The organism is Pseudomonas sp. 10-1B (assembly GCF_000935045.1).
In the GTDB taxonomy this organism is placed as follows: Bacteria; Pseudomonadota; Gammaproteobacteria; order Pseudomonadales; family Pseudomonadaceae; genus Aquipseudomonas.
In genome coordinates this window covers 31229-53141 of the sequence record NZ_JYKS01000008.1, presented here as the reverse complement: position 1 = coordinate 53141, position 21913 = coordinate 31229, and the positions used below count along the sequence as shown (strand labels likewise).

Here is a 21913-nt window from a genome sequence, read left to right as displayed (position 1 = left end):
GCTTGATCTGGCGCTTCGGCGCCCTCGTGTAGTGGATGGCGCATGCGCGCCGGCGAACAAGGTACCAAGCCCCAGCCATGAAACCATCGCTCGTCCTAAAAATGGGCCAGCAACTGACGATGACACCGCAGTTGCAACAGGCCATCCGCCTGCTCCAGCTCTCCACCCTGGACCTCCAACAGGAAATCCAGGAAGCGCTGGAGTCGAACCCGATGCTCGAACGTCAGGAAGACGGCGACGACTTCGACAACAGCGACCCGATGGCGGACAACGCCGAGAACAAGCCGGCCGCCGAAGCCCAGGACAACAGCTTCCAGGAAAGCACGGCCAGTGCCGACAACCTGGAAGACGGTGAGTGGAGCGAGCGCATCCCCAACGAGCTGCCGGTGGACACCGCCTGGGAAGACATCTACCAGACCAGCGCCAGCAGCCTGCCGAGCAACGATGACGACGAGTGGGACTTCACCACCCGCACATCGGCCGGCGAGAGCCTGCAAAGCCACCTGCTGTGGCAGCTGAACCTGGCGCCGATGTCCGACACCGACCGCCTGATCGCCGTCACCCTGATCGACAGCATCAACGGCCAGGGCTACCTGGAAGACACCCTCGAAGAAATCTGCGCCGGTTTCGACCCGGAGCTGGATATCGAACTGGATGAGGTCGAGGCGGTGCTGCACCGCATCCAGCAGTTCGAGCCGGCCGGCGTCGGCGCGCGCAACCTGGGCGAATGCCTGCTGCTGCAATTGCGCCAACTGCCTGTCGACACGCCATGGATGACCGAGGCCAAGCGCCTGGTCACCGATTTCATCGACCTGCTCGGCAGCCGCGACTACAGCCAGCTGATGCGGCGCATGAAAATCAAGGAAGACGAGCTGCGCCAGGTCATCGAACTGGTACAAAGCCTCAACCCGCGCCCCGGTTCACAAATCGAATCCAGCGAGCCGGAGTACGTGGTCCCCGACGTCATCGTGCGCAAAGACAGCGACCGCTGGCTGGTGGAACTGAACCAGGAGGCCATCCCGCGCCTGCGTGTAAACCCGCAATACGCCGGTTTCGTGCGCCGCGCCGACACCAGTGCCGACAACACCTTCATGCGCAATCAGTTGCAGGAAGCGCGCTGGTTCATCAAGAGCCTGCAAAGCCGCAACGAAACCCTGATGAAGGTCGCCACGCAGATCGTCGAGCATCAGCGCGGCTTCCTCGACCATGGCGATGAAGCGATGAAGCCGTTGGTGCTGCACGACATCGCCGAGGCCGTGGGCATGCACGAGTCGACCATTTCGCGGGTGACCACGCAGAAATACATGCACACACCGCGTGGCATCTACGAACTGAAATACTTTTTCTCCAGCCACGTCAGCACCTCCGAAGGCGGAGAATGCTCGTCCACGGCGATCCGCGCGATCATCAAGAAACTGGTTGCGGCGGAAAATCAGAAAAAGCCATTGAGTGACAGCAAGATCGCTGGTTTACTGGAGGCACAAGGCATCCAGGTAGCCCGTCGCACCGTCGCCAAGTACCGCGAGTCCCTCGGCATCGCACCGTCGAGCGAGCGCAAGCGACTGATGTAGCCCCTAGGATGTGCCACAGCGTTTGTGGGGCAGGTGCAAGACCTGCCTCTTTATGCACGGGCAACAAAGGAGAAGCTGTATGCAAGTCAATATCAGTGGACAGCATGTAGAAGTCACCCAACCACTGCGCGATTACGTGCTTGAAAAGCTCGCACGCGTGGAAAGTCACTTCGACAAGATCACCAACGTGCAGGTCATCATGAAAGTCGAGAAGCTGCAGCAGAAGGTCGAGGCGACCCTGCAGATTCCCGGCGGCGAAGTGGTTGCCAATGCCGAGCACGAAGACATGTATGCAGCGATCGATGCCCTGGCCGACAAGCTCGACCGCCAACTGAAAAAACACAAGGAAAAACAGCAAAGCCTGCTGCAAGGTGCAGCCGCCCGCTGATCCCCCTCATCCATGATCCGACTTGAAACCATCCTGACCCCCGGCCGTTCCCTTGTGAACGTGCCGGGCGGCAGTAAGAAGCGCGCCCTGGAAAAGGTCGCCAACGTCATCGCCGAACAAGTGCCAGAACTGGAGATGCAGGACATCTTCGAAAAACTGGTCGCTCGGGAAAAACTCGGTTCGACCGGTTTCGGTAATGGCATCGCCATACCGCACTGCCGGCTTGAAGGATGTTCCTCCCCGGTCAGCGCCCTGCTGCACCTGGAAGCACCCATCGACTACGACGCCATCGATGGCGCGCCCGTGGACCTGCTGTTCGTCCTGCTGGTGCCTGAAGCCGCCACCGATGCGCATCTGGAACTGCTGCGCCAGATTGCCAGCATGCTCGATCGCAAGGAGGTCCGTGATCGCCTGCGTGCGGCCACCAGCAGTGAGGCCCTGTTCCAGGTTGTCCTGGACGTACAGAACGAGCACTGAACATGCGCCTGATCATCGTCAGCGGCCGGTCCGGCTCCGGCAAGAGCACCGCCCTCGATGTCCTGGAAGACAACGGTTACTACTGCATTGACAACCTGCCCGCCGGGCTGCTGCCGCAGCTGGCGGAAAACGCGCTGATCAACACCGAACTGCTGCAACCCAAGGTCGCCGTGTCGATCGACGCGCGCAACCTGCCCAGCCACCTCACGCGCTTCCCTGAACTGCTCGAAGAAGCTCGTGCCCGGCATATCCAGTGCGACGTGCTGTACCTGGATGCCGACGAAGAAACCCTGCTCAAGCGCTTCTCGGAAACCCGTCGACGCCACCCGCTGACCAATGCCGACCGCTCGCTGGCAGAAGCGATCCGCGTCGAGAGCGACCTGCTGGGGCCGATTGCCGACCTGGCCGACCTGAAGATCGACACTACCAACCTCAACCTGTACCAGCTGCGTGATTCGATCAAGCTGCGCCTGCTCAACCAACCCGAGCCTGGCACCGCGTTCCTGGTCGAGTCGTTTGGCTTCAAGCGCGGGATGCCGGTCGATGCCGACCTGGTGTTCGATGTGCGCTGCCTGCCCAACCCTTACTGGAAGCCCGAACTGCGTGAGCACTCCGGCCTCGACCAACCGGTGATCGACTACCTGGCCGCGCAACCGGATGTCGAAGACATGTTCAACGACATTTCCAGCTACCTGCTCAAGTGGCTGCCGCGCTTCGCCGCCAGCAACCGTGCCTACGTCACCATTGCCATTGGCTGCACCGGCGGCCACCACCGTTCGGTGTACATCACCGAACGCCTTGGCCAGTTGCTGCAGCAATCCCTGAAAAACGTCCAGGTCCGCCACCGCGACCTCTAGCCCAAGGATCCGCCCCACGATGCCCGCCCGCGAAATCACCATCATCAACAAGCTGGGTCTGCATGCCCGGGCGGCAGCCAAGTTCGTCGGCGTGGCCGGCCGCTTCCCCTGCCAGGTCAGGGTAGGCCGCGCACCGGACAAGCTGGTGGATGGCAAAAGCATCATGGCGGTGATGATGCTGGCGGCCGGCAAAGGCACCCAGGTGCACCTGCATACCGAAGGCGAGCAGGACAACGACGCCATGGATGCGCTGGTTGCGCTGATCAACAACTTCTTCGACGAAGGCGAGTAAGCACCGCAACATCTTCTGTCAATTGTCAGGATGCAATGAGGAACGGTTGTATTTATACCTATATAGGTATAGATTGAGGCCATTCCATGGATGCATTCAAACGAATCAGGGCGCTGTACTGGGTAGGCAACAGCAAGAAGGATCTCCAGGCACTTCCAGAGGATGTACAGGACATCTTCGGCTTTGCATTGCATCTGGCGCAGGAAGGCGGCAAGCACCAGCAAGCCAAGAGCCTTAAAGGCTTTACAGGTGCGGGCGTGCTGGAGGTCGTGGAGGATTACAACCGCAATACCTACCGTGCGGTTTACACCGTGAGCTTTGGCTCGGCCGTCTATGTACTGCACTGTTTCCAGAAGAAGTCCACCTCTGGCATCAAGACTCCGGGTCATGACATAGCCCTGATCAAGTCACGCCTGAAGCTGGCGGAGGCTCACTCAAGAGGAGAAACAAATGACTGAGATCGAAGCAGGCAGCGGTAACGTCTATGCCGACCTCAACAGTGCCGACGCCAATGAAATGCAGGTAAAAGCACAGCTTGCCAGCAAGATCTGCAGCATCATCAAGGCTCGTCACCTCACCCAGGTGCAGGCCTCTGCAGTACTTGGGTTACCCCAACCCAAGGTATCCGAGATGATGCGAGGCAAGTTTCGCGGTATCAGCGAAACCAAGATGATCGATTGCCTGGCGCGCCTCGGACGCGATGTGCAGATTGTGGTCAAGACCGCCCCCCGCTCGCGTCGCGAAGGGCGAGTAGAAGTCATCTTCGCCTGAAGGGGCCTGCAAGAAACAAGCGCCCCCCAAGCTGACTTACGACATCGCCGTATCCATCACCATCATCAGGCAGAAGCCGATGCACAGCCCCAGGCTGGCCAGTCGGTGATGGCCATTGCTGCGCGATTCCGGGATGATTTCCTGGGTCACCACCAGCAACATGGCCCCCGCCGCGCAGGCCAGGCCCAGGGGCAACAGCAGCTCGGCAATGTTCACCAACCAGGCACAGATCACCGCTGCCACCGGCTCGACCAGCCCTGAAGCAGCCCCGATCAAGAATGCCTTGAAGCGCGGCATGCCCGCCCCTGCCAGTACCAGCGCGATCACCAACCCCTCGGGTACGTCCTGCAAGGCAATGCCCATGGCCAGGCTGTCGGCGTCGGCCATGCCACCACCAGCCGAAACCCCGATGGCCATGCCTTCGGGGATGTTGTGGGCGATGATGGCGATCACGAACAGCCAGATGCGTGCGGCAATCACTGGCTGGTTCTCCGTGCCGACCAGCGCTTCCGGCGAGGCGCCGGACACCTTGAGGTCGACCAGAAACAGGCACAGCGCACCGAACATCAAGCCAAAGCTGATCAGGCTACCGGCCCCCCAAGGGCTGAAACCGATGGCCTGGGCCGCCCCCAAGCCTGGGATGATCAGGGAAAATGCCGTGGCGGCCAGCATCACGCCGGCGCCGAAGCCCAGCAGCGTGTCGGCCAGCGCCACCGGCATGTTGCGAATGACCAGTACCGGTACCGCGCCCAGCGCCGTCCCCAGTGCGCACAACGCACCGCCCTCCAGGGCGCGCAGCATGCGTGGTTCCAGGTCCAGCCAGGCGAGGCCGCGCGCCACCAGCAGCGCGGAGCCGGCCAGTAACAGCAAGGTCCCAAGCGCCAGGCGGAACAGGCGCACACTGCTGACAGACATCACCTCAGAGCGCATACCGGTCGGACTCACTTCAGGGCTTCGAGGTAACGGCGGTCCACTTCCGCCCAGTCGATGACGTTGTAGAAGGCACCAATGTATTCCGGGCGGCGGTTCTGGTACTTCAGGTAGTAGGCATGCTCCCACACGTCCAGGCCGAGGATCGGCGTGTTGCCGTGCATCAGCGGGCTGTCCTGGTTACCGCTGCTTTCCACCACCAGGGTTTTCTGCGGCGTCACGCTGAGCCAGGCCCAACCGCTGCCGAAGCGGGTCAGCGCGGCCTTGGTGAAGGCCTCCTTGAACGCCTCGAAACCGCCCAGCTGCGCGTCGATGGCCTGGGCCAGCTGGCCCAGCGGCTCAGCGCCGCCCTGCGGCGACATCACGGTCCAGAACAGGCTGTGGTTGGCGTGCCCGCCACCATGGTTGGTCACCGCGCCACGCAGGTTTTCCGGCAACTGCTTGACCGCAGCGACCAGTTTTTCCACCGGCCACTCGGCCCACTCGGTACCTTCGATGGCGGCGTTCAGGCCGTTGACATAAGTCTGGTGGTGCTTGGTGTGGTGGATTTCCATGGTCTGCGTGTCGATGTGCGGTTCCAGCGCATCGTAGGCGTAAGGCAAAGCAGGCAAGGTATGCGGCATGTCAGTGAATTCCGTAGGCATGGGTTCTGGGCGCCACGTCCGACTGGGCAGCGAGTTCGCTGCTCCCGGCGCTGTGGCGGTTGAGCAGGCGCTCGGTACGCGGGTACTGGCCGTACTCGGCGATGAAACTCAGCAATTCGGTGTAGGTACGCCCACTATGGCGCAAGGCTGCATCACGCAGCGCCTGGGGCAGGCGCGCCTCCTGGCTGGCCTGCAACAGCCGCTGGTGGGCGGCACACAGGTAGTCGGCACTCTCGTGCGGCTGGTTCAGGCGCAGGTGCAGGTCGGCCAGGTTGTGGTGGGCGATGACGAACGCCGCCACCGCTTCGTCGACGTCATGCCAGCGCTCGAACAGCACCTGGGCCAGCGCCAGGGCTTGCAGGTAGTGTTCCCGGGCGTCGACCAGCTCGCCTTGTTCGAACAGGCGGTTGGCGGTTTCCGTGGTGCGTTTCCAGTGCTGCATGACAGTCTCCTGAGCGGTGACGCAGGGTCAGATACCGCCGGCGGTGAGTTTTTCCGGGTTCAGCAGCGCTTCCAGCTGGTCGCGCGACAGGTCGGTATGCTCCAGCGCCACATCGATGATCGGGCGGCCCTGCTTGTAGGCGGTCTTGGCGATTTCGGCGGCCTTGAGGTAGCCGATGATCGGGTTCAGTGCGGTGACCAGGATCGGGTTGCGTGCCAGGGCCTCCTTGAGCTTCTCTTCGTTGACCTTGAAAGTGGCGATGGCCTTGTCGGCCAGCAGGCGGCTGACGTTGGCCATCAGCTCGATGCTCTCCAGCAGGTTGCGAGCGATCACCGGCAACATCACGTTCAACTCGAAGTTGCCCGACTGGCCGGCGACGGCGATGGTCGCGTCGTTACCGATCACCTGGGCGGCGACCATGGCGGTAGCCTCCGGGATCACCGGGTTGACCTTGCCTGGCATGATCGAGGAGCCCGGCTGCAGGCCTTGCAGCTCGATTTCGCCCAGGCCGGCGAGCGGGCCGGAGTTCATCCAGCGCAGGTCGTTGGCAATTTTCATCAGCGCCACGGCGGTGGTCTTGAGCTGGCCGGACAGGGCCACGGCGGTGTCCTGCGAACCGATCAGGGCGAACAGGTTTTGCCCAGGGGTGAACTCGACCTGGGTCAGGGCGCTGAGCTGGCGGGCGAAACCGGCAGCGAACTGCGGATGGGCGTTGATGCCGGTACCCACGGCGGTACCGCCCTGGGCCAGCGCCTGCAGGCTCGGCAGGGTCGCCTCGATATGCGCCTTGGCAGCGTTGATTTGCGCTGCCCAGCCATCCAGCACCTGGCTCATGCGCACCGGCATGGCGTCCATCAGGTGGGTGCGGCCGGTCTTCACGTACTGGTGCACCTGCGCCGACTTGCTCTCGATCACCTGCACCAGGTGGCTCAGGGCCGGCAGCAGTTGCTCGTGCAGGGCCAGGGCGGCGCTGACGTGAATGGTGGTCGGGATGATGTCGTTGCTGCTCTGGCCACAGTTGACATGGTCGTTGGCGTTGACCGCGTCACCCAGTACACGGCTGGCCAGGGTAGCGATCACTTCGTTGGCGTTCATGTTCGAGCTGGTGCCGGAGCCGGTCTGGAACACATCCACCGGGAAGTGCTGGATGAAATCTTCGGCCAGCAGTTGCTCGACGGCCTTGACGATGGCCTGGCCCTGCGCGGCCGACAGTTGCTCCAGCTCGACGTTGGCCTTGGCGGCGGCAGCCTTGGCCAGCAGCAACGCACGAATGAACTGGGCCGGCATGCGCTGGCCGCTGATCGGGAAGTTGTCGACCGCGCGCTGGGTCTGGGCACCGTACAGGGCCTGGGCCGGCACCTGCAGTTCGCCCATGCTGTCACGCTCGATACGGGTATCACTCATCATCAAATCCTTGCATCAGTTCATCGGGAGAAATCGACGGCAGCAGGCGGCAATTGGCCAACTGCAGGGCGTAGGGCTGCCAGCGCTGGTTCTGCTCTTGGCGGTCGAGGTTGCGCAGGTCCAGCAGCGGGCGCCAAGCCTGGTCCAGGCACAGGCAGCGCCAATGCCAGGGCAGCATGCGGTCGCAGGCGGTATCCAGCAGCAGGCGGAAGGATGTCAGTGCCACCGTCCATGGCGAGGTCTCGGTGCAGCACACCAGATAGCGGCCTTCGGCCAGATAGTGCTCGATCAGGCGCGGCTCGTCGGGTTCGAGCGCGCAGCGGATGCGCCGACTGAGCCAGCGCCAGTTTTCCAGGTAGGGGAGTTCGCGGAGGACGGGTTTCATGAACATCATCGCCGGGTTACTGGATAATGATATTCATTATTAAGTGATAAATAGAATCACTTCAAGAAAAAGGTGATGAAAGAAAAAACCCGGCGCGAGGGCCGGGTCTTGTATTCCACTAAAAATTCTTTATTGCCTGCACCGGCCCTTTCGCGGGCTCGCCCGCTCCCACAGGGATTGCACAGGCTTCAAGCTGTGGGAGCGGGCAAGCCCGCGAAGACGCCAGTACAGGCTAATGATCAGCTCCCTGCAACAGTCATCCGCTCGATCAACACCGACCCGGTGTGGATATTGCTGCGGGTCTCAAGATCACTGCCAATCGCGACAATCTGCTGGAACATATCTTTCATATTACCGGCAATGGTCACTTCCTGAACGGCATGCTGGATCTCGCCATTTTCGACCCAGAACCCCGCCGCGCCACGGGAATAATCGCCCGTCACCATATTCAGCCCATGCCCCATCAGCTCGGTCACCAGCAACCCGCGCCCCATGCGGCGGATCAGCGCCGCCTGGTCTTCGACCCCATGGCTGACGAACAGGTTGTGCACACCGCCCGAGTTGGCCGTGCTCGGCAAGCCCAGCTTGCGCCCGGAATAGGTACCCAGCAGGTACGACACCAGCTCGCCTTTGTCGACGAACGGCTTGGCATAGGTGGCCAGGCCATCACCGTCGAACGCGGCGCTGCCCAGCGCGCGCGGAATGTGCGGGCGCTCGTCGAGGGTCAGCCAGGTGGGGAACAGGCGCTGGCCAATGGTCCCCTCGAGGAATGACGACTTGCGGTATAGGTTGCCACCGGAAATGGCCGACAGGAAGCTGCCGAACAGGCCGCCGGCCAGTTCGGCCGAGAACAGCACCGGTACCTCGCAAGTCGGCACCGGCCGGGCCCCAAGGCGGCTGGCGGCACGCTGGGCGGCGCGCACGCCAATGCTGCGCGGGTCGGCCAGCAGGTTGCCCTGGCGGTTCACGTCGTACCAGTAGTCACGCTGCATCTGCCCGTCGCCTTCGGCGATCATCACGCAGCTCAGGCTGTGCCGAGTCGAGGCGTAACCACCGATGAAACCATGACTGTTGCCATACACACGGCAGCCCTGGTGGGTATTGAGGGTGGTGCCATCGGCGTTGAGAATGCGCGAGTCGGCGTCGAACGCCGCAGCCTCGCAGGCCAGGGCCATCTCGATGGCCTTCTCGGGCTCGAGATCCCAGTCGTGGTACAGGTCCAGGTCAGGGATTTCACGGGCCATCAGCGCCGCGTCGGCCAGGCCCGAACATTCGTCTTCGGAAGTATGCTTGGCAATCGCCAAGGCTGCAGCGACGGTTTCGCGGATCGCCTCCGGGCCACTGGCCGAGGTGCTGGCCGAGCCCTTGCGCTGGCCCACATAGAGGGTGATGCCAAAGCCCTGGTCGCGGTTGAACTCGACCGTTTCGACCTCGCGCTGGCGTACCGTGGTGGACAGGCCCTGCTCCAGCGACACCGCCACTTCACAGGCACTGGCCCCCTGGCGGCGCGCTTCGGCGATGATCGCCTCGACCTGCTCCTGCAATGCTGGCAGGTCTTTCGGACCTACGCTCTGGACTGCACTCATGGTTCTCTCCACTCAAATTCTGCGTTCGGCGAGGGTCATTCTACGACCGGGCCGGACAAGCGGCCCCCGACTGGTTATCATGGCGGCGATTCTTAGCGGACTGCCACCATGGTTGATTCAAACGACGACGCCTTCGACGGCGAAAAAAGCAAAACCCAGATCAAGCGCGAACTGCATGCGCTGGTCGAACTCGGCGAGCGCCTTACCACGCTCAAGGCCGATACCCTGGCACGCCTGCCGTTGACCGACGAACTGCGCAAGGCCCTGGCCGAGGCCAGCAAGCACACCGCTCATGGTGCGCGCAAACGCCACATGTCGTTCGTCGGCAAGCTGATGCGCGTGCAAGACCTGGATGCCATCCAGGCCTTGCTCGAACAGATGGACAGCTCGACCCGCCAGTACAACGAGCGCTTCCACAGCCTGGAGCGCTGGCGTGACCGATTGATCGACGGTAACGACGAAGATCTCGAACGCTTCGTCAACGAGTACCCCGAAACCGACCGCCAGCAGCTGCGCTCGCTGGTACGCCATGCCCAGCACGAGAAGGCGCGGAACAAACCGCCTGCCGCCGCGCGCAAGGTGTTCAAGTACATCCGCGACCTCGACGAGTTGCAGCGCGGATTGCGCTGACAGACCGGGACCCTGTGGGAGCGGGCGCGCCCGCGAACACCGGCGAAGCCGGTGCCACGCACCGCGTCGCCTGCTTCGCGGGCATGCCCGCTCCCACAACGGTCCCTGAGGCCATCACGCGCCTGTACCGCCCACGGTAATCGCATCCAGCTTCAAGGTGGGCTGCCCCACCCCGACCGGTACCGATTGCCCGTCCTTGCCACACGTCCCCACCCCGCTGTCCAGCGCCAGGTCGTTACCGACCATCGACACCCGGCTCATCGCCTCCGGACCATTGCCGATCAAGGTCGCGCCCTTCACCGGCGCGGTGATCTTGCCGTCTTCGATCAGGTAGGCCTCACTGGTCGAGAACACGAACTTGCCGCTGGTGATGTCCACCTGGCCACCGCCGAGGTTGGCGCAGTAGATGCCCTTCTTCACCGAGGCGATGATTTCCTGCGGGTCGCTTTCGCCGGCACGCATGTAGGTGTTGGTCATGCGCGGCATCGGCAGGTGCGCGTAGGATTCACGGCGGCCGTTGCCGGTCACCGCCATACCCATCAGGCGTGCGTTGAGCTTGTCCTGCATGTAACCCTTGAGCACACCGTTCTCGATCAGCGTGGTGCATTCGGTCGGGGTGCCTTCGTCGTCCACGCTCAGCGAGCCACGGCGGCCTTCGAGGGTGCCATCGTCGACGATGGTGCACAGGCTCGACGCCACTTTCTCGCCAATGCGACCGCTGAACGCCGAACTGCCCTTGCGGTTGAAGTCGCCTTCCAGGCCATGGCCGACGGCCTCGTGCAGCAGCACACCCGACCAGCCCGAACCCAGCACCACCGGCAAGGTACCAGCCGGCGCCGGGATCGCCTCCAGGTTCACCAGGGCCTGGCGCAGCGCCTCGCGGGCATAACCCATCACCCGTTCCTCGGTGAAGAAGCGGTAGTCGGTACGCCCGCCACCGCCCTGCCCGCCGCGCTCGCGGCGGCCGTTCTGCTCGACGATGACGCTGACGTTGAAGCGCACCAGCGGGCGCACGTCGGCGGCCAGGCTGCCATCGGCGGCAGCGATCAGGATGCGCTCCCAGACCCCGGCCATGCTCACGCTGACTTGCTGGATGCGTGGGTCCAGGGCACGGGTGGCAGCATCGACACGCTTGAGCAGCTCGACCTTTTCGGCCCGGCTGAGCACATCCAGCGGGTTGTCCGCGGGATACAGAGCCGTCACGTCCTGGCTGCGGAACGCTTGCACCTTGCCGTTCTGCCCGGCACGGGAAATCGAACGAGCGGCGCGGGCCGCCGAGGTCAGCGCTTCGAGGTTGATGGCGTTGCTGTAGGCGAAGCCAGTCTTTTCACCAGACTGAGCACGCACGCCCACGCCCTGGTCGAGGTTGAAGCTGCCTTCTTTGACGATGCCGTCTTCCAGCGCCCAGGTTTCCGATATCTGGCCCTGGAAATACAGGTCGGCGGCGTCGATGCCGGGGCCGGCCAACTCACCCAGCACGCTCTGCAGGCTGTCCAGGGTCAAGCCGCCTGGGGCCAGGAGCTGCTCGCTGACGGTGGATAACATCTGGCTCATAGTCACTCCGAGGTGTGCGCAGGCCGCAACGCGCCCTGCGAGAAAAAGCGCCGGTGCGATACCACCGGCATGCGCGCCCGGATGGACGCTTGTTCATCAATGTCGCGCTCGGCAAGCAGTACCGCTTCGCCTTGCGCCTGTTCCGCGACGATGCGCCCCCAAGGGTCGACGATCGCCGCATGGCCATGGGTTTCCCGTGGGCCGGGGTGGGTGCCACCCTGTGCCGCGGCCAGCAGGTAGCACTGGGTCTCGATGGCACGGGCGCGCACCAGCACTTCCCAGTGCGCCGCGCCCGTTACCGCAGTGAAAGCAGCTGGCGCAGTGATCAGTTCCGCGCCGGCAGCGCGCAGTTCGCTATACAGCTCGGGGAAGCGCAAGTCGTAGCATACGCTCAGGCCCACCCGCCCTACCGGCGTATCAGCCACCACCACCTGGGCGCCATGGGCGTAGTCGTCGGACTCGCGGTAGCGGCCACGGTTGTCGGCAACGTCCACGTCGAACAGGTGCAGCTTGTCATAGCGTGCCGCCACCTCACCGTGTTCGTCGATCAGCAGCGAGCAGGCATGGGCCTTGGCCTCGGGCTGGCCGACCGGTGGCAAGGGCAAGGTACCGGCGACAATCCATAACCTGAGGTCGCGTGCGGTGCGTTTCAACCATGGCAGGATCGGCCCAGCGCCCAACGCTTCGGCGCGACCGATGGCTGCGGCGTCCTTGCGGCCCATGGCGGCGAAGTTTTCCGGCAGCACGGCCAGCCGTGCGCCACCGAACGCCGCCTGCTCCAGCAGGGCACCGGCACGCTGCAGGTTGGCCAGCACATCGTCCTGGCTGACCATCTGGATTACCGCTGCCTTCATGGGCACTCCTAGCGGGATTTCTCGAAAGGTTTCACAAATGTGATTCTAGGCTCTTTCCACGGCCCTTCGACACGGTAGTGCACACTGGCAAAGCGCGACACACGGTCGCCGATCAGCCGGTCGACCAGGAACAGCGCCCCGCCCACCGCCGGCGCGCCGACAATCAGGGCGGCCAGCGGCAGATTGTTGGTCACCGGCAGGCTCACCTGCAGGTTGGCATCGACCCGGTCACGGACCATGTCCAGGGTGCCATCCAGCTCGAAGTTGCTCGACGGGCCGGTCACGGTGATCGGCTCGCGGGTCACGTAGACGCCGTTACTGGCCGCCAGCACGCCTTTGACCCGGTCATAGGCCAGGCCCTTGTCGAACAGGTCGGAGAAGTCCAGACGCAGGCGCCGGCCAATGGAGTTGAAGTTGAGCAGGCCGAATACCCGCAGCGCCTGGGCGCTGCCTTCGACCTCGACGAACTGGCCAGTACGTAGCGCCGCGTCCATGCTGCCGGAGAACCGCTTCAGGCCCACCCAGGCGGGCGAACCCGGCCAGCGGCCATCCACATCCAGGCGGAAATCGCGGCTGGTGACGGTCGGCGCAAAGCCCCAGGCCTTGAGCACATCCGCCAGGTTCTTGCCGTCCAGGCGCCCTTTGTACCAACTGCTGGTTCTGCCTGGCTCGCCTTCCCAGCCGCCGCCGCCATCGATGCGCAGGCCCTTGAAGTCGAGATCGATGGCGCTGGCGCTGACGCCACGCGCGGTCGGCCGCAATTTGATCGACGCGCTGCCGAACAGGTCGTCGCCGCGGTAGAGCTTGTCGATGCTCAGGTCCAGCGCAGGCACCTTGCGCGGGTCGAATGCCGCCAGCGGGTCCGGGCCATCCTCAGCCTGCTCTTCAGCCGCATCAGCGGCGGGCAGGCGCAAGGTCTGCAGGCGCACTACCATGGGCGCGCCCTTGGCGTCCGGCACCCGGGCATTGCCGATGACCTCCTTGCTGTCCAGGCGCAGGTTCCAGGCCGGGCCGTCACGGATCAGGCGCACCACGGCCTGGTTCAGGTCCATGCCAAAGGCTTTCAGCTGGCCAATACTCAAGTCGACGCTTTGCAGGTTCTGCCGCGTACTGCCACCCGGGTCGTCGCCGGCAAGGCGCGCCGCCTGCTCTTGCCACGGCCCCAGGTCCAGCGCCTCCAGGCGCCCGCGCACCCGCAGGCCCTGGCCGGCAGGTACCTGGGCGTCACCGGCCCCCAGCAACAACTCGCCACGGCCCTGGGCCAGCTTGTCGGCAGGCGCGGCGTAGGCAAAGCGTGCAAGGTTGGTGTAGGCGGCATCGAAGCGCCGCTCCGAGCCTTGCAGGGTCATGCTGAAACGGCTGTCGCGGGTATCTGCCGCAGCCTTGCCAAAGGGTGCCGGCAAGTCGATGGCCAGGCCCTTGAGGTTCGAGGTGACGCTCAGGCGATTGTCCCGGCTACCCAGGCTGAGCTGCAATTGGTACGGCAGGTCGCCGGACGCTGGCAGCGCCTGGTCGAACTGCAGCCAGTCGGTCAGGGCCTTGAGCGACACCAGGCCATTGGCGTTGATGCGTGTCTGCATCTGCCCAGGCTGGCCCTCGGCGGTGATTTGCGCCGTCACTGGCTTGCCGAAGGCCTGCAGGCTGATGCCCTTGCCGCTCAGGCCCTTGTCGAAATCGAAGCTGAAATCCCCCTTCAGGCGGCTCAACTCCAGGCTTGGCGGCGCGACCTTCAGGCGCGCATCGGCCGTGGCGAAGTCCACCTGCACTTTCGGCCGTTGCCCGTGGGCCAGCGGGATATCGAGTTTGACATTGCCCTTCAGCGGCCCCTCGCCCTCCCAGCCGGCGAAAATCTCGCCCGTGCCGATAGGCGCTTCCTTGAGGATTTTCAGGCCATCGCCCAGGCTGCCGTCGAAGTCGCCATCGAGGTACAGGTGGCTGTGATGGTCACCGTCGACATGCGGGATATTCACATTCACATTGCTGACCTTGGTGTCGAGCAGCACGCCACGCTGGGCCTTGATGCGCACACCGCTGTCCTCGATCAGCACATCGCCATCCACATGCTGCACCTGCGGCCAGCCAGGCTGGAAGTTCAGGGCCGCGTCACGCACCTTGAAGAACAGGCTGATGCTGCGGGCTTCGGGCGCAGCGTCATGGTTCAGCGAGCCCTGGTACTGGAAGTAGCCTTCGTCCACCGTGCCTTTGACGATCGCGCTGCGCAGCCATTCGTCCAAGGCCGGGCTGAGTACCTCGGGCAGGTACTTGGCAGTGTAGCGACCATCGCCTTCGGTCAGGCCGACGCGCAGGTCCATGTAGTCCTCGCGGCCGTCTTCGAACAACAGGCGAATGAGGAAGTCACCGGCGATCTTGCCCTCCTCGCCCAGCACCTTGAGGTATGGCGCGACCAGGGTGAAACCGTCCTTGTCCAGGGTCCAGGTGAGGCGTGCATTGGCCTTCTGGTAGTGCCAGGGTTTGGCGAAGATCGGGTACAGGTGCAGCATGAACGCATCGGTATCCAGGCGCAGCTCACCGTGGCCGAGGTCACCGCTGATGCTGCCGCTGACGTTACCGGCAGCCGGAGCATTGTGATAAGCATTGAAGCCGACCTTTTCCAGGTTGGCTTCGAACTGCAGGCGCTGGTCGCCCTCGGCCTTGGGGCGGGCCTCCAGGCGCACATTACGCAGCGCACCGGTCACCTTCAGGCCGTCGATCACCTCCTTGAGGTTATCCGGCAGTGGTGCCAGGGCGTCAATCAGCGGGGTCAAAGGCGTAAGGTGGAGGCGGTCGGCCTGCACCTGCCAGCGCTCACCCGCGGCGTCCTCGCCGGGGCGCTGGCGCAATTGCATGCGCGACTCCCAACGGGTCTTGCCGATATCCATGGCCAGGGAGTCGAGCACCACATCGAAACCTTGTTGCTGACGCTGGAACCAGGCATCCAGCGCCAGGTTGTTCAGTTTGGCGGCCTCGCGCCCGGCATAGGCACCCTGCAGCTCAGGTGCATTGAGCCGCACCACTGCCCGCTGCAATTGCCCCTTGCGCCAGTCGACCCAGAACTCGCCGCCCGCCCGCAGGGCGTCGGCGCGCCACTGGCCCAACAAGCGTGGCGGCAGCCAGCGCGCCCAGTCACTCTGCGGCAGGCTCAGGTAGGCTTCGACCTGGCTTTCGCGCCAGGCCTTGGCCGAGGTGCGGCTGCGCAGGTTCAGCGCCAGGGGCTGGCCATCGGGCAAGGTCGCGCGCAGTTCCACGACCTGGCGCGAAGCCCCGGCCTGCAGGCCGGCGCTGACATAGGTCAGGGTCAGCGGGTCGCGCTGCCAGGGGTGCAGGGTGACCTGGCTATCGAACACATCGATACGGCCCAGCTGGCGCAGACGCTGCAGCGCCTCGGCAGGGTCGAACGGCGCGTCATCCTTGTGCGGCAGGCCCTCCAGGCCCCACCCACCCTGCTCGTTCTCGCGCAAGATCAGTTGCAGGCCACCCAGTCGAATGCGCGCCAGGCGCACTTCGCGGGCGGTGACGCTGGCCCACATGTCGGGCACCACCTTGACGTCGTCCAGGCGCAAGGCTGTCGCGCCCTCGCCCAACTGCAGGTCGCGCACCCGCAGCACCGGTGCCAAGCCGCTCCAACTTCCCTCCAGGGCACCGATGTGCACCGGCAGGCCCAGCGCCTGCTCGGCCTTGCTTTGCACATCGGCACGGTACTCTGCAACCAGCGGCATCAACTCGCGGCCCAGGCTGACATACAGCGCCACCAATACCGCCAACAGGGCGCACACGCCCAGCCCCCAGCGGGTCAAGGCGACAAGAACGCGGGTCAGACGTCCCATGGCCATGGCCCTCCAAGTCGTTTACCCATGATGGCCCGTAGCGGCGGTTTTGCCAGCTCGACCCTCCTGCGGCGCGTTCGAGAAAGCCTCAGAGCAGCACCACGTCGTATTGTTCCTGCGAATACATCGACTCGACCTGGAAGCGAATGGTTCGGCCAATGAAGGCCTCCAGCTCCGCCACGTTGCCGGACTCTTCATCCAACAGGCGGTCGACCACCTTCTGGTTGGCCAGCACTCGGTAGCCTTCGGCCTGGTAGGCGCGGGCCTCGCGCAGGATCTCGCGGAAAATTTCGTAACAGATAGTCTCGGGGGTTTTCAGCTTGCCGCGGCCCTGGCAGGCCAGGCAGGGTTCGCACAGCACCTGCTCCAGGCTTTCACGCGTGCGCTTGCGGGTCATCTGCACCAGGCCCAGTTCGGTGATGCCGATGATATTGGTCTTGGCGTGATCGCGTTCCAGCTGCTTTTCCAGGGTACGCAGCACCTGGCGCTGATGCTCTTCGTCTTCCATGTCGATGAAGTCGATGATGATGATGCCGCCAATGTTGCGCAGGCGCAGCTGCCGGGCGATGGCGGTGGCAGCCTCGAGGTTGGTCTTGAAAATGGTCTCTTCAAGGTTGCGATGGCCGACGAAGGCACCGGTGTTGACATCGATGGTGGTCATCGCTTCGGCCGGGTCGACCACCAGGTAACCACCGGATTTGAGCGGCACCTTGCGTTCCAGCGCGCGCTGGATCTCGTCTTCGACACCGTACAGGTCGAAGATCGGTCTTTCGCCAGGGTAGTGCTCGAGGCGGTCGGCGATTTCCGGCATCAGTTCACCAACGAACTGCGTGGTCTTCTGGAAGGTCTCCCGCGAATCGATGCGGATTTTCTCGATCTTCGGGTTGACCAGGTCGCGCAGGGTACGCAGGGCAAGGCCCAGGTCTTCGTAGATGACCGTGGGTGCGCCGCAGGACTTGATCTGGGTGCCAATCTGCTCCCACAGGCGACGCAGGTAGCGGATGTCCTGCAGGATCTCTTCAGCGCGTGCGCCTTCGGCAGCCGTGCGCAGGATGAAGCCACCGGCATCCTTGATGTCCTCGCTTTCCATGCAATTGCTGACCACCTGCTTGAGGCGATCGCGCTCGGCTTCATCCTCGATCTTCAGGGAGATACCGACATGGCTGCTGCGCGGCATGTACACCAGGTAGCGTGACGGGATCGACAGCTGTGTGGTCAGTCGCGCGCCCTTGGTGCCGATCGGGTCCTTGGTCACCTGCACCACCAGGGCCTGGCCTTCGTGCACCAGCGCGGTGATGTTCTCGACCGCAGAGCCTTCGCGCTGGGAAATTTCCGAGGCATGGATGAACGCGGCGCGCTCCAGGCCGATGTCGACGAAGGCCGCCTGCATGCCCGGCAGCACACGCACCACCTTGCCTTTGTAGATATTGCCGACGATGCCCCGGCGCTGGGTACGCTCGACGTGTACTTCCTGCAGCACCCCGTTTTCCACCACCGCCACGCGTGACTCCATCGGGGTGATGTTGATCAGGATCTCTTCACTCATGGCAGGCTCTCGTCAAAGGTCTTAAGTAATGATGGATCGCGTACGCAGTGCTGGCTACCGCTGGTTTGTTACCTCTGGCGTATGCGCGGGCGATTGCCAGCAGGCAATGCCGAATCGAGCGAGCAGCTCGGCTGTTTCACTGAGGGGCAAGCCAACCACCGCCGAATAGCTGCCGGAAAGGCCGGTGACGAACACCGCAGCCAGGCCCTGGATGGCGTAGCCGCCGGCCTTGTCCGCGGGTTCGCCACTGGCCCAATAGCGTTGCGCCTCATCGGCGCTGATGGCACGAAAGCGTACCTTGCTGGTAACGCACAGGCTGTGCACGCGCTGGCCATCGCTGAGGGCGACCGCGGTCAATACCTGGTGCTCACGGCCAGACAGCTCGGCCAGCATGGCCAGGGCATCTTCGCGGTTTTCCGGCTTGCCGAGAATACGACCATCGAGCACCACGGCGGTGTCTGCGCCGAGCACTACGGCTCGACTCTCCAGGACCGCGGTGTCGCTATTCGCGGGCACGCCCGCTCCCACAGGGACGGCGCTGCCTTCAGTATCATCACTGGACCTGTGGGAGCGGGCATGCCCGCGAATAGCCTGCATCGGATCTTCCAGACTGGCCAGGCCGGCGGCAGCCTTGGCCCGGGCCAGGCGTTCGACGTAGGCCGGGGCGCTTTCGTCGGGCAGCGGGGTTTCATCGATAGGGGCACTGACGACGCTGAACGGCACGCCGATCTGGGTCAGCAGTTCACGACGACGGGGCGAGCCGGAGGCCAGGTATAGCGGGTTCATACAGACATCTCCCTGTCAGTCGCGGCGTCGCCGTCAGTTGATATGCAAGCGTCGGCGCAGGTCGCGCAGGGCAAAGCTGATCCAGGGCCAGAGCAAGGCACTGATCACCGCCGACCAGACCAGCGCCAGGGTGGGCAGGCGGTTGCCGGTCAGCGCGCTGAGCCACAGCTGGATCAACTGGGCGATGCCGAAGATCACCAGGATCACCAGGCTCTGCTGCCACATGGGGAACATGCGTAACCGCTGCTGCAGGGACAGGACCAGGAAGGTGATGAGGGTAAGAATCAGCGCATTCTGCCCAAGCAGGGTGCCATACAACACATCCTCGGCCAGGCCCAGCACGAACGCCGTGGTCATGCCGACCTTGTTCGGCACGGCGAGGGTCCAGAACGATACCAGCAAGGCCAGCCACATGGGCCGGAACACTTCCATGAACTGCGGCATGGGCGAGACGCTGAGCAGCAGGCCGATGGCGAAAGTCAGCCAGATGACCCAGCCGTTGTTGCGGCGTGATGCTGCCATCATTGTCTCCGGGGTTGGGCGGGCGCGGCAGGCGTAGCCGCCGGGGCCGCAGGCTGTGCCAGCGGAGCTGCCGAGGCCGCTGGCGTGGCCGGTGCGACCGGCGCGCTGCCGGCAGGTGTACCCTGCTCGCCCGTGCTGGCCGGCTGGCCAGAGGCCGAGTCGCCCTTGCGGTCGGCCTCTTCCTGGGCGATACCGGCATCGGTGGCGCGCTGCTCGGGGGTACGCCGATCGCTGAACACCAACAGCATGTAGCGGCTGCGATTGAGCGCGGCGGTGGGGATGGCGCGCACGATGGCGAACGGCTGACCGGAATCGTGGATCACTTCGTTGACCGTGGCCACCGGGTAGCCGGCCGGGAAGCGCTGGCCCATGCCGGAACTGACCAACAGATCGCCTTCCTTGATGTCGGCGGTATCGGCCACATGGCGCAGCTCCAGGCGCTCCGGGTTGCCGGTGCCGCTGGCGATGGCGCGCAGGCCGTTGCGGTTGACCTGCACCGGAATGCTATGGGTGGTGTCGGTCAGCAACAGGACCCGCGAAGTGTAGGGCATCAGCTCGACCACCTGGCCCATCAGGCCACGGGCGTCGAGCACCGGCTGGCCCAGGAACACGCCATCACGCTCGCCCTTGTTGATCAGGATGCGGTGGGTGAACGGGTTGGGGTCGACACCGATCAGCTCGGCCACTTCGACCTTTTCGTTGACCAGCGCCGAGGAATTGAGCAACTCGCGCAGGCGCACGTTCTGCTCGGTCAGGGCCGCCAGCTTCTGCAGGCGCCCCTGCAGCAGCAGGGCTTCGGTCTTGAGCTTTTCGTTTTCGGCGATCAGTTCGGTGCGGCTGCCGAACTGGCCCGCCACACCTTGCCACATGCGCTGCGGCAGGTCGGTGATCCAGTACGACTCCATGAGTACCAGGCCCATCTGGCTGCGCACCGGCTTGAGCACGTCGAAGCGCGCGTCGACCACCATCAACGCGACCGACATCACCACCAGAACGAGCAGGCGAACGCCCAGCGAAGGGCCCTTGGAGAAAAGCGGTTTAATGGGCCGTTCCTCGTGGACGACTCAGGAGGTCATTGGACATGGGCAACGCACCAGCCTGGTTGCGGGTTGACGGATACGGCGCCCGGAACGGGCGCCAGCCCAGCGCATACAGGTAGCACTGTGCGTACTACCTGTAAACCGGGCGCTCGTGAACAGCGAGCGGGATCACTCGCTGGAGAGCAGGTCCATCGCGTGCTTGTCCATCATTTCCAGGGCGCGACCACCGCCACGGGCGACACAGGTCAGCGGGTCCTCGGCGACGATCACCGGCAGGCCGGTTTCCTGGGCCAGCAGCTTGTCGAGGTCACGCAGCAGCGCACCGCCACCGGTCAGCACCAGGCCACGCTCGGCAATGTCCGAGGCCAGCTCCGGCGGCGATTGCTCCAGGGCGCTCTTGACCGCCTGGACGATGGTCGCCAGCGATTCCTGCAGCGCTTCGAGCACTTCGTTGGAGTTGAGGGTGAAGGCACGCGGTACACCTTCGGCCAGGTTGCGGCCGCGCACGTCGACTTCGCGCACTTCGCCGCCCGGGTAGGCAGTACCGATTTCCTGCTTGATGCGCTCGGCGGTGGACTCGCCGATCAGGCTGCCGTAGTTGCGGCGCACGTAGGTGACGATGGCTTCGTCGAAGCGGTCGCCGCCAACCCGGACGGATTCGGCATAGACCACGCCGTTCAGCGAGATCAGGGCGATTTCAGTGGTACCACCACCGATATCGACGACCATCGAACCGCGGGCCTCTTCGACCGGCAGGCCGGCACCAATGGCGGCGGCCATCGGTTCTTCGATCAGGAACACTTCACGGGCACCGGCACCCAGGGCCGACTCGCGAATGGCGCGGCGCTCTACCTGGGTAGACTTGCACGGCACGCAGATCAGCACGCGTGGGCTTGGCTGCAGGAAGCTGTTCTCGTGAACCTTGTTGATAAAATACTGCAACATTTTTTCGCAGACGCTGAAGTCGGCGATGACGCCGTCCTTCATCGGACGAATGGCTGCGATGTTGCCAGGCGTACGGCCCAGCATGCGTTTGGCTTCGGTACCGACGGCGACGACGCTTTTCTGATTGCCATGGGTACGGATGGCAACAACCGAGGGCTCATTCAGGACGATACCGCGCTCACGCACGTAAATAAGGGTGTTGGCAGTACCCAGGTCGATGGAAAGATCGCTGGAAAACATGCCACGCAGTTTCTTGAACATGGGAAAGTGACCCTGGGGAAAGCGTGGGTAAAAAAGTGCGGCAAACTCTAACAATGGCAGGGATTTTGGGCAAGGAGCCAATATGTTAAATTGGCTGTTTTTCCGAGCACGCCAGCAGAAATTCGCGGCCGTTAGACCGCCAGAAAGCTGACATGTTCCTCACTGCGGACCCAAATTCCGTTCTTTAGTTTCCCCCTGGAGATC

At 63.8% G+C, this 21913-nt stretch carries 22 protein-coding genes; 8 read left to right on the top strand and 14 right to left on the bottom strand.

From position 1 onward, the window contains the following. The first annotated feature begins 77 nt into the window (after positions 1-77). The 7 genes from TZ03_RS06890 to TZ03_RS06860 all read left to right on the top strand — a co-directional run bounded on the left by TZ03_RS06890 (position 78) and on the right by TZ03_RS06860 (position 4356). Positions 78-1571, top strand: a complete 1494-nt coding sequence (locus tag TZ03_RS06890) for an RNA polymerase factor sigma-54 (RefSeq protein ID WP_051096600.1) — start codon at positions 78-80, stop codon at positions 1569-1571. Positions 1572-1650: 79 nt separating this feature from the next. Beyond that, on the top strand, positions 1651-1959 hold the full coding sequence (gene hpf / locus TZ03_RS06885; RefSeq protein ID WP_003255135.1) for a ribosome hibernation-promoting factor, HPF/YfiA family: 309 nt from the start codon (positions 1651-1653) through the stop codon (positions 1957-1959). A gap of 12 nt (positions 1960-1971) precedes the next feature. Then, entirely contained in the window at positions 1972-2436 is a 465-nt protein-coding gene (gene ptsN, locus TZ03_RS06880) for a PTS IIA-like nitrogen regulatory protein PtsN (RefSeq protein ID WP_051096599.1), read from the top strand. 2 nt (positions 2437-2438) lie between these two features. Continuing rightward, positions 2439-3293, top strand: coding sequence for an RNase adapter RapZ (gene rapZ / locus TZ03_RS06875; RefSeq protein ID WP_051096598.1), 855 nt, complete (start codon positions 2439-2441; stop codon positions 3291-3293). 19 nt (positions 3294-3312) lie between these two features. Then, positions 3313-3585, top strand: coding sequence for an HPr family phosphocarrier protein (locus tag TZ03_RS06870; protein ID WP_051096597.1), 273 nt, complete (start codon positions 3313-3315; stop codon positions 3583-3585). Between the two features lie 86 nt (positions 3586-3671). Next, positions 3672-4043 (top strand): type II toxin-antitoxin system RelE/ParE family toxin, encoded by a 372-nt coding sequence (locus TZ03_RS06865; protein ID WP_051096596.1) that lies wholly within the window; start codon positions 3672-3674, stop codon positions 4041-4043. Beyond that, positions 4036-4356, top strand: coding sequence for a helix-turn-helix domain-containing protein (locus tag TZ03_RS06860; protein ID WP_051096595.1), 321 nt, complete (start codon positions 4036-4038; stop codon positions 4354-4356). Before TZ03_RS06865 ends, TZ03_RS06860 begins: the two co-directional genes overlap by 8 nt. A 36-nt stretch (positions 4357-4392) precedes the next feature. Here TZ03_RS06860 and TZ03_RS06855 read toward each other — a convergent pair whose 3' ends face one another. The 6 genes from TZ03_RS06855 to pmbA all read right to left on the bottom strand — a co-directional run bounded on the left by TZ03_RS06855 (position 4393) and on the right by pmbA (position 9747). Further along, the gene (locus TZ03_RS06855; RefSeq protein ID WP_051096594.1) at positions 4393-5286 is read right to left on the bottom strand and encodes a ZIP family metal transporter; all 894 of its coding nucleotides are present in this window, start codon (positions 5284-5286) and stop codon (positions 4393-4395) included. Positions 5287-5297: 11 nt separating this feature from the next. Next, on the bottom strand, positions 5298-5909 hold the full coding sequence (locus tag TZ03_RS06850; protein ID WP_051096593.1) for a superoxide dismutase: 612 nt from the start codon (positions 5907-5909) through the stop codon (positions 5298-5300). A gap of 1 nt (position 5910) precedes the next feature. Further along, complete coding sequence (locus TZ03_RS06845) at positions 5911-6372, bottom strand: hypothetical protein (RefSeq protein WP_051096592.1); 462 nt, start codon at positions 6370-6372, stop codon at positions 5911-5913. Positions 6373-6399: 27 nt separating this feature from the next. Then, on the bottom strand, positions 6400-7776 hold the full coding sequence (locus TZ03_RS06840) for a class II fumarate hydratase (RefSeq protein WP_051096591.1): 1377 nt from the start codon (positions 7774-7776) through the stop codon (positions 6400-6402). Next, a complete protein-coding gene (locus TZ03_RS06835) occupies positions 7769-8170 on the bottom strand; it encodes a hypothetical protein (RefSeq protein WP_051096590.1) in 402 nt (133 codons plus the stop codon). Before TZ03_RS06835 ends, TZ03_RS06840 begins: the two co-directional genes overlap by 8 nt. A gap of 230 nt (positions 8171-8400) precedes the next feature. Then, positions 8401-9747: a metalloprotease PmbA gene (gene pmbA, locus TZ03_RS06830; RefSeq protein ID WP_051096589.1), complete on the bottom strand. Its 1347-nt coding sequence runs from the start codon at positions 9745-9747 to the stop codon at positions 8401-8403. A 108-nt stretch (positions 9748-9855) separates the two neighbouring features. On the opposite strand from pmbA, the gene yjgA reads away from it, so the two are divergent. Continuing rightward, positions 9856-10377 carry a ribosome biogenesis factor YjgA gene (gene yjgA / locus TZ03_RS06825; protein ID WP_051096588.1) on the top strand — a complete coding sequence of 174 codons (522 nt, stop codon included), beginning with the start codon at positions 9856-9858 and terminating at the stop codon, positions 10375-10377. A 114-nt stretch (positions 10378-10491) separates the two neighbouring features. Here the strand turns inward: yjgA and tldD are convergent, their stop codons facing one another. The 8 genes from tldD to mreB form a co-directional block, all read right to left on the bottom strand. Beyond that, a complete protein-coding gene (tldD, locus tag TZ03_RS06820; protein WP_024086333.1) occupies positions 10492-11931 on the bottom strand; it encodes a metalloprotease TldD in 1440 nt (479 codons plus the stop codon). Positions 11932-11933: 2 nt separating this feature from the next. Next, positions 11934-12785, bottom strand: coding sequence for a carbon-nitrogen hydrolase family protein (locus TZ03_RS06815; protein ID WP_051096587.1), 852 nt, complete (start codon positions 12783-12785; stop codon positions 11934-11936). A gap of 8 nt (positions 12786-12793) precedes the next feature. Next, positions 12794-16615 (bottom strand): YhdP family protein, encoded by a 3822-nt coding sequence (locus TZ03_RS06810; RefSeq protein WP_051096586.1) that lies wholly within the window; start codon positions 16613-16615, stop codon positions 12794-12796. Between the two features lie 82 nt (positions 16616-16697). Continuing rightward, a complete protein-coding gene (rng, locus tag TZ03_RS06805) occupies positions 16698-18155 on the bottom strand; it encodes a ribonuclease G (RefSeq protein ID WP_051096585.1) in 1458 nt (485 codons plus the stop codon). 54 nt (positions 18156-18209) lie between these two features. After that, positions 18210-18941, bottom strand: coding sequence for a Maf family protein (locus tag TZ03_RS06800; protein ID WP_051096584.1), 732 nt, complete (start codon positions 18939-18941; stop codon positions 18210-18212). 33 nt (positions 18942-18974) lie between these two features. Then, positions 18975-19463 (bottom strand): rod shape-determining protein MreD, encoded by a 489-nt coding sequence (gene mreD, locus TZ03_RS06795; RefSeq protein ID WP_015269051.1) that lies wholly within the window; start codon positions 19461-19463, stop codon positions 18975-18977. After that, positions 19463-20446, bottom strand: a complete 984-nt coding sequence (gene mreC, locus TZ03_RS06790) for a rod shape-determining protein MreC (protein ID WP_051096583.1) — start codon at positions 20444-20446, stop codon at positions 19463-19465. Before mreC ends, mreD begins: the two co-directional genes overlap by 1 nt. Before the next feature lie 225 nt (positions 20447-20671). Next, entirely contained in the window at positions 20672-21709 is a 1038-nt protein-coding gene (mreB, locus tag TZ03_RS06785) for a rod shape-determining protein MreB (protein WP_003255163.1), read from the bottom strand. Between the last annotated feature and the right edge of the window lie 204 nt (positions 21710-21913).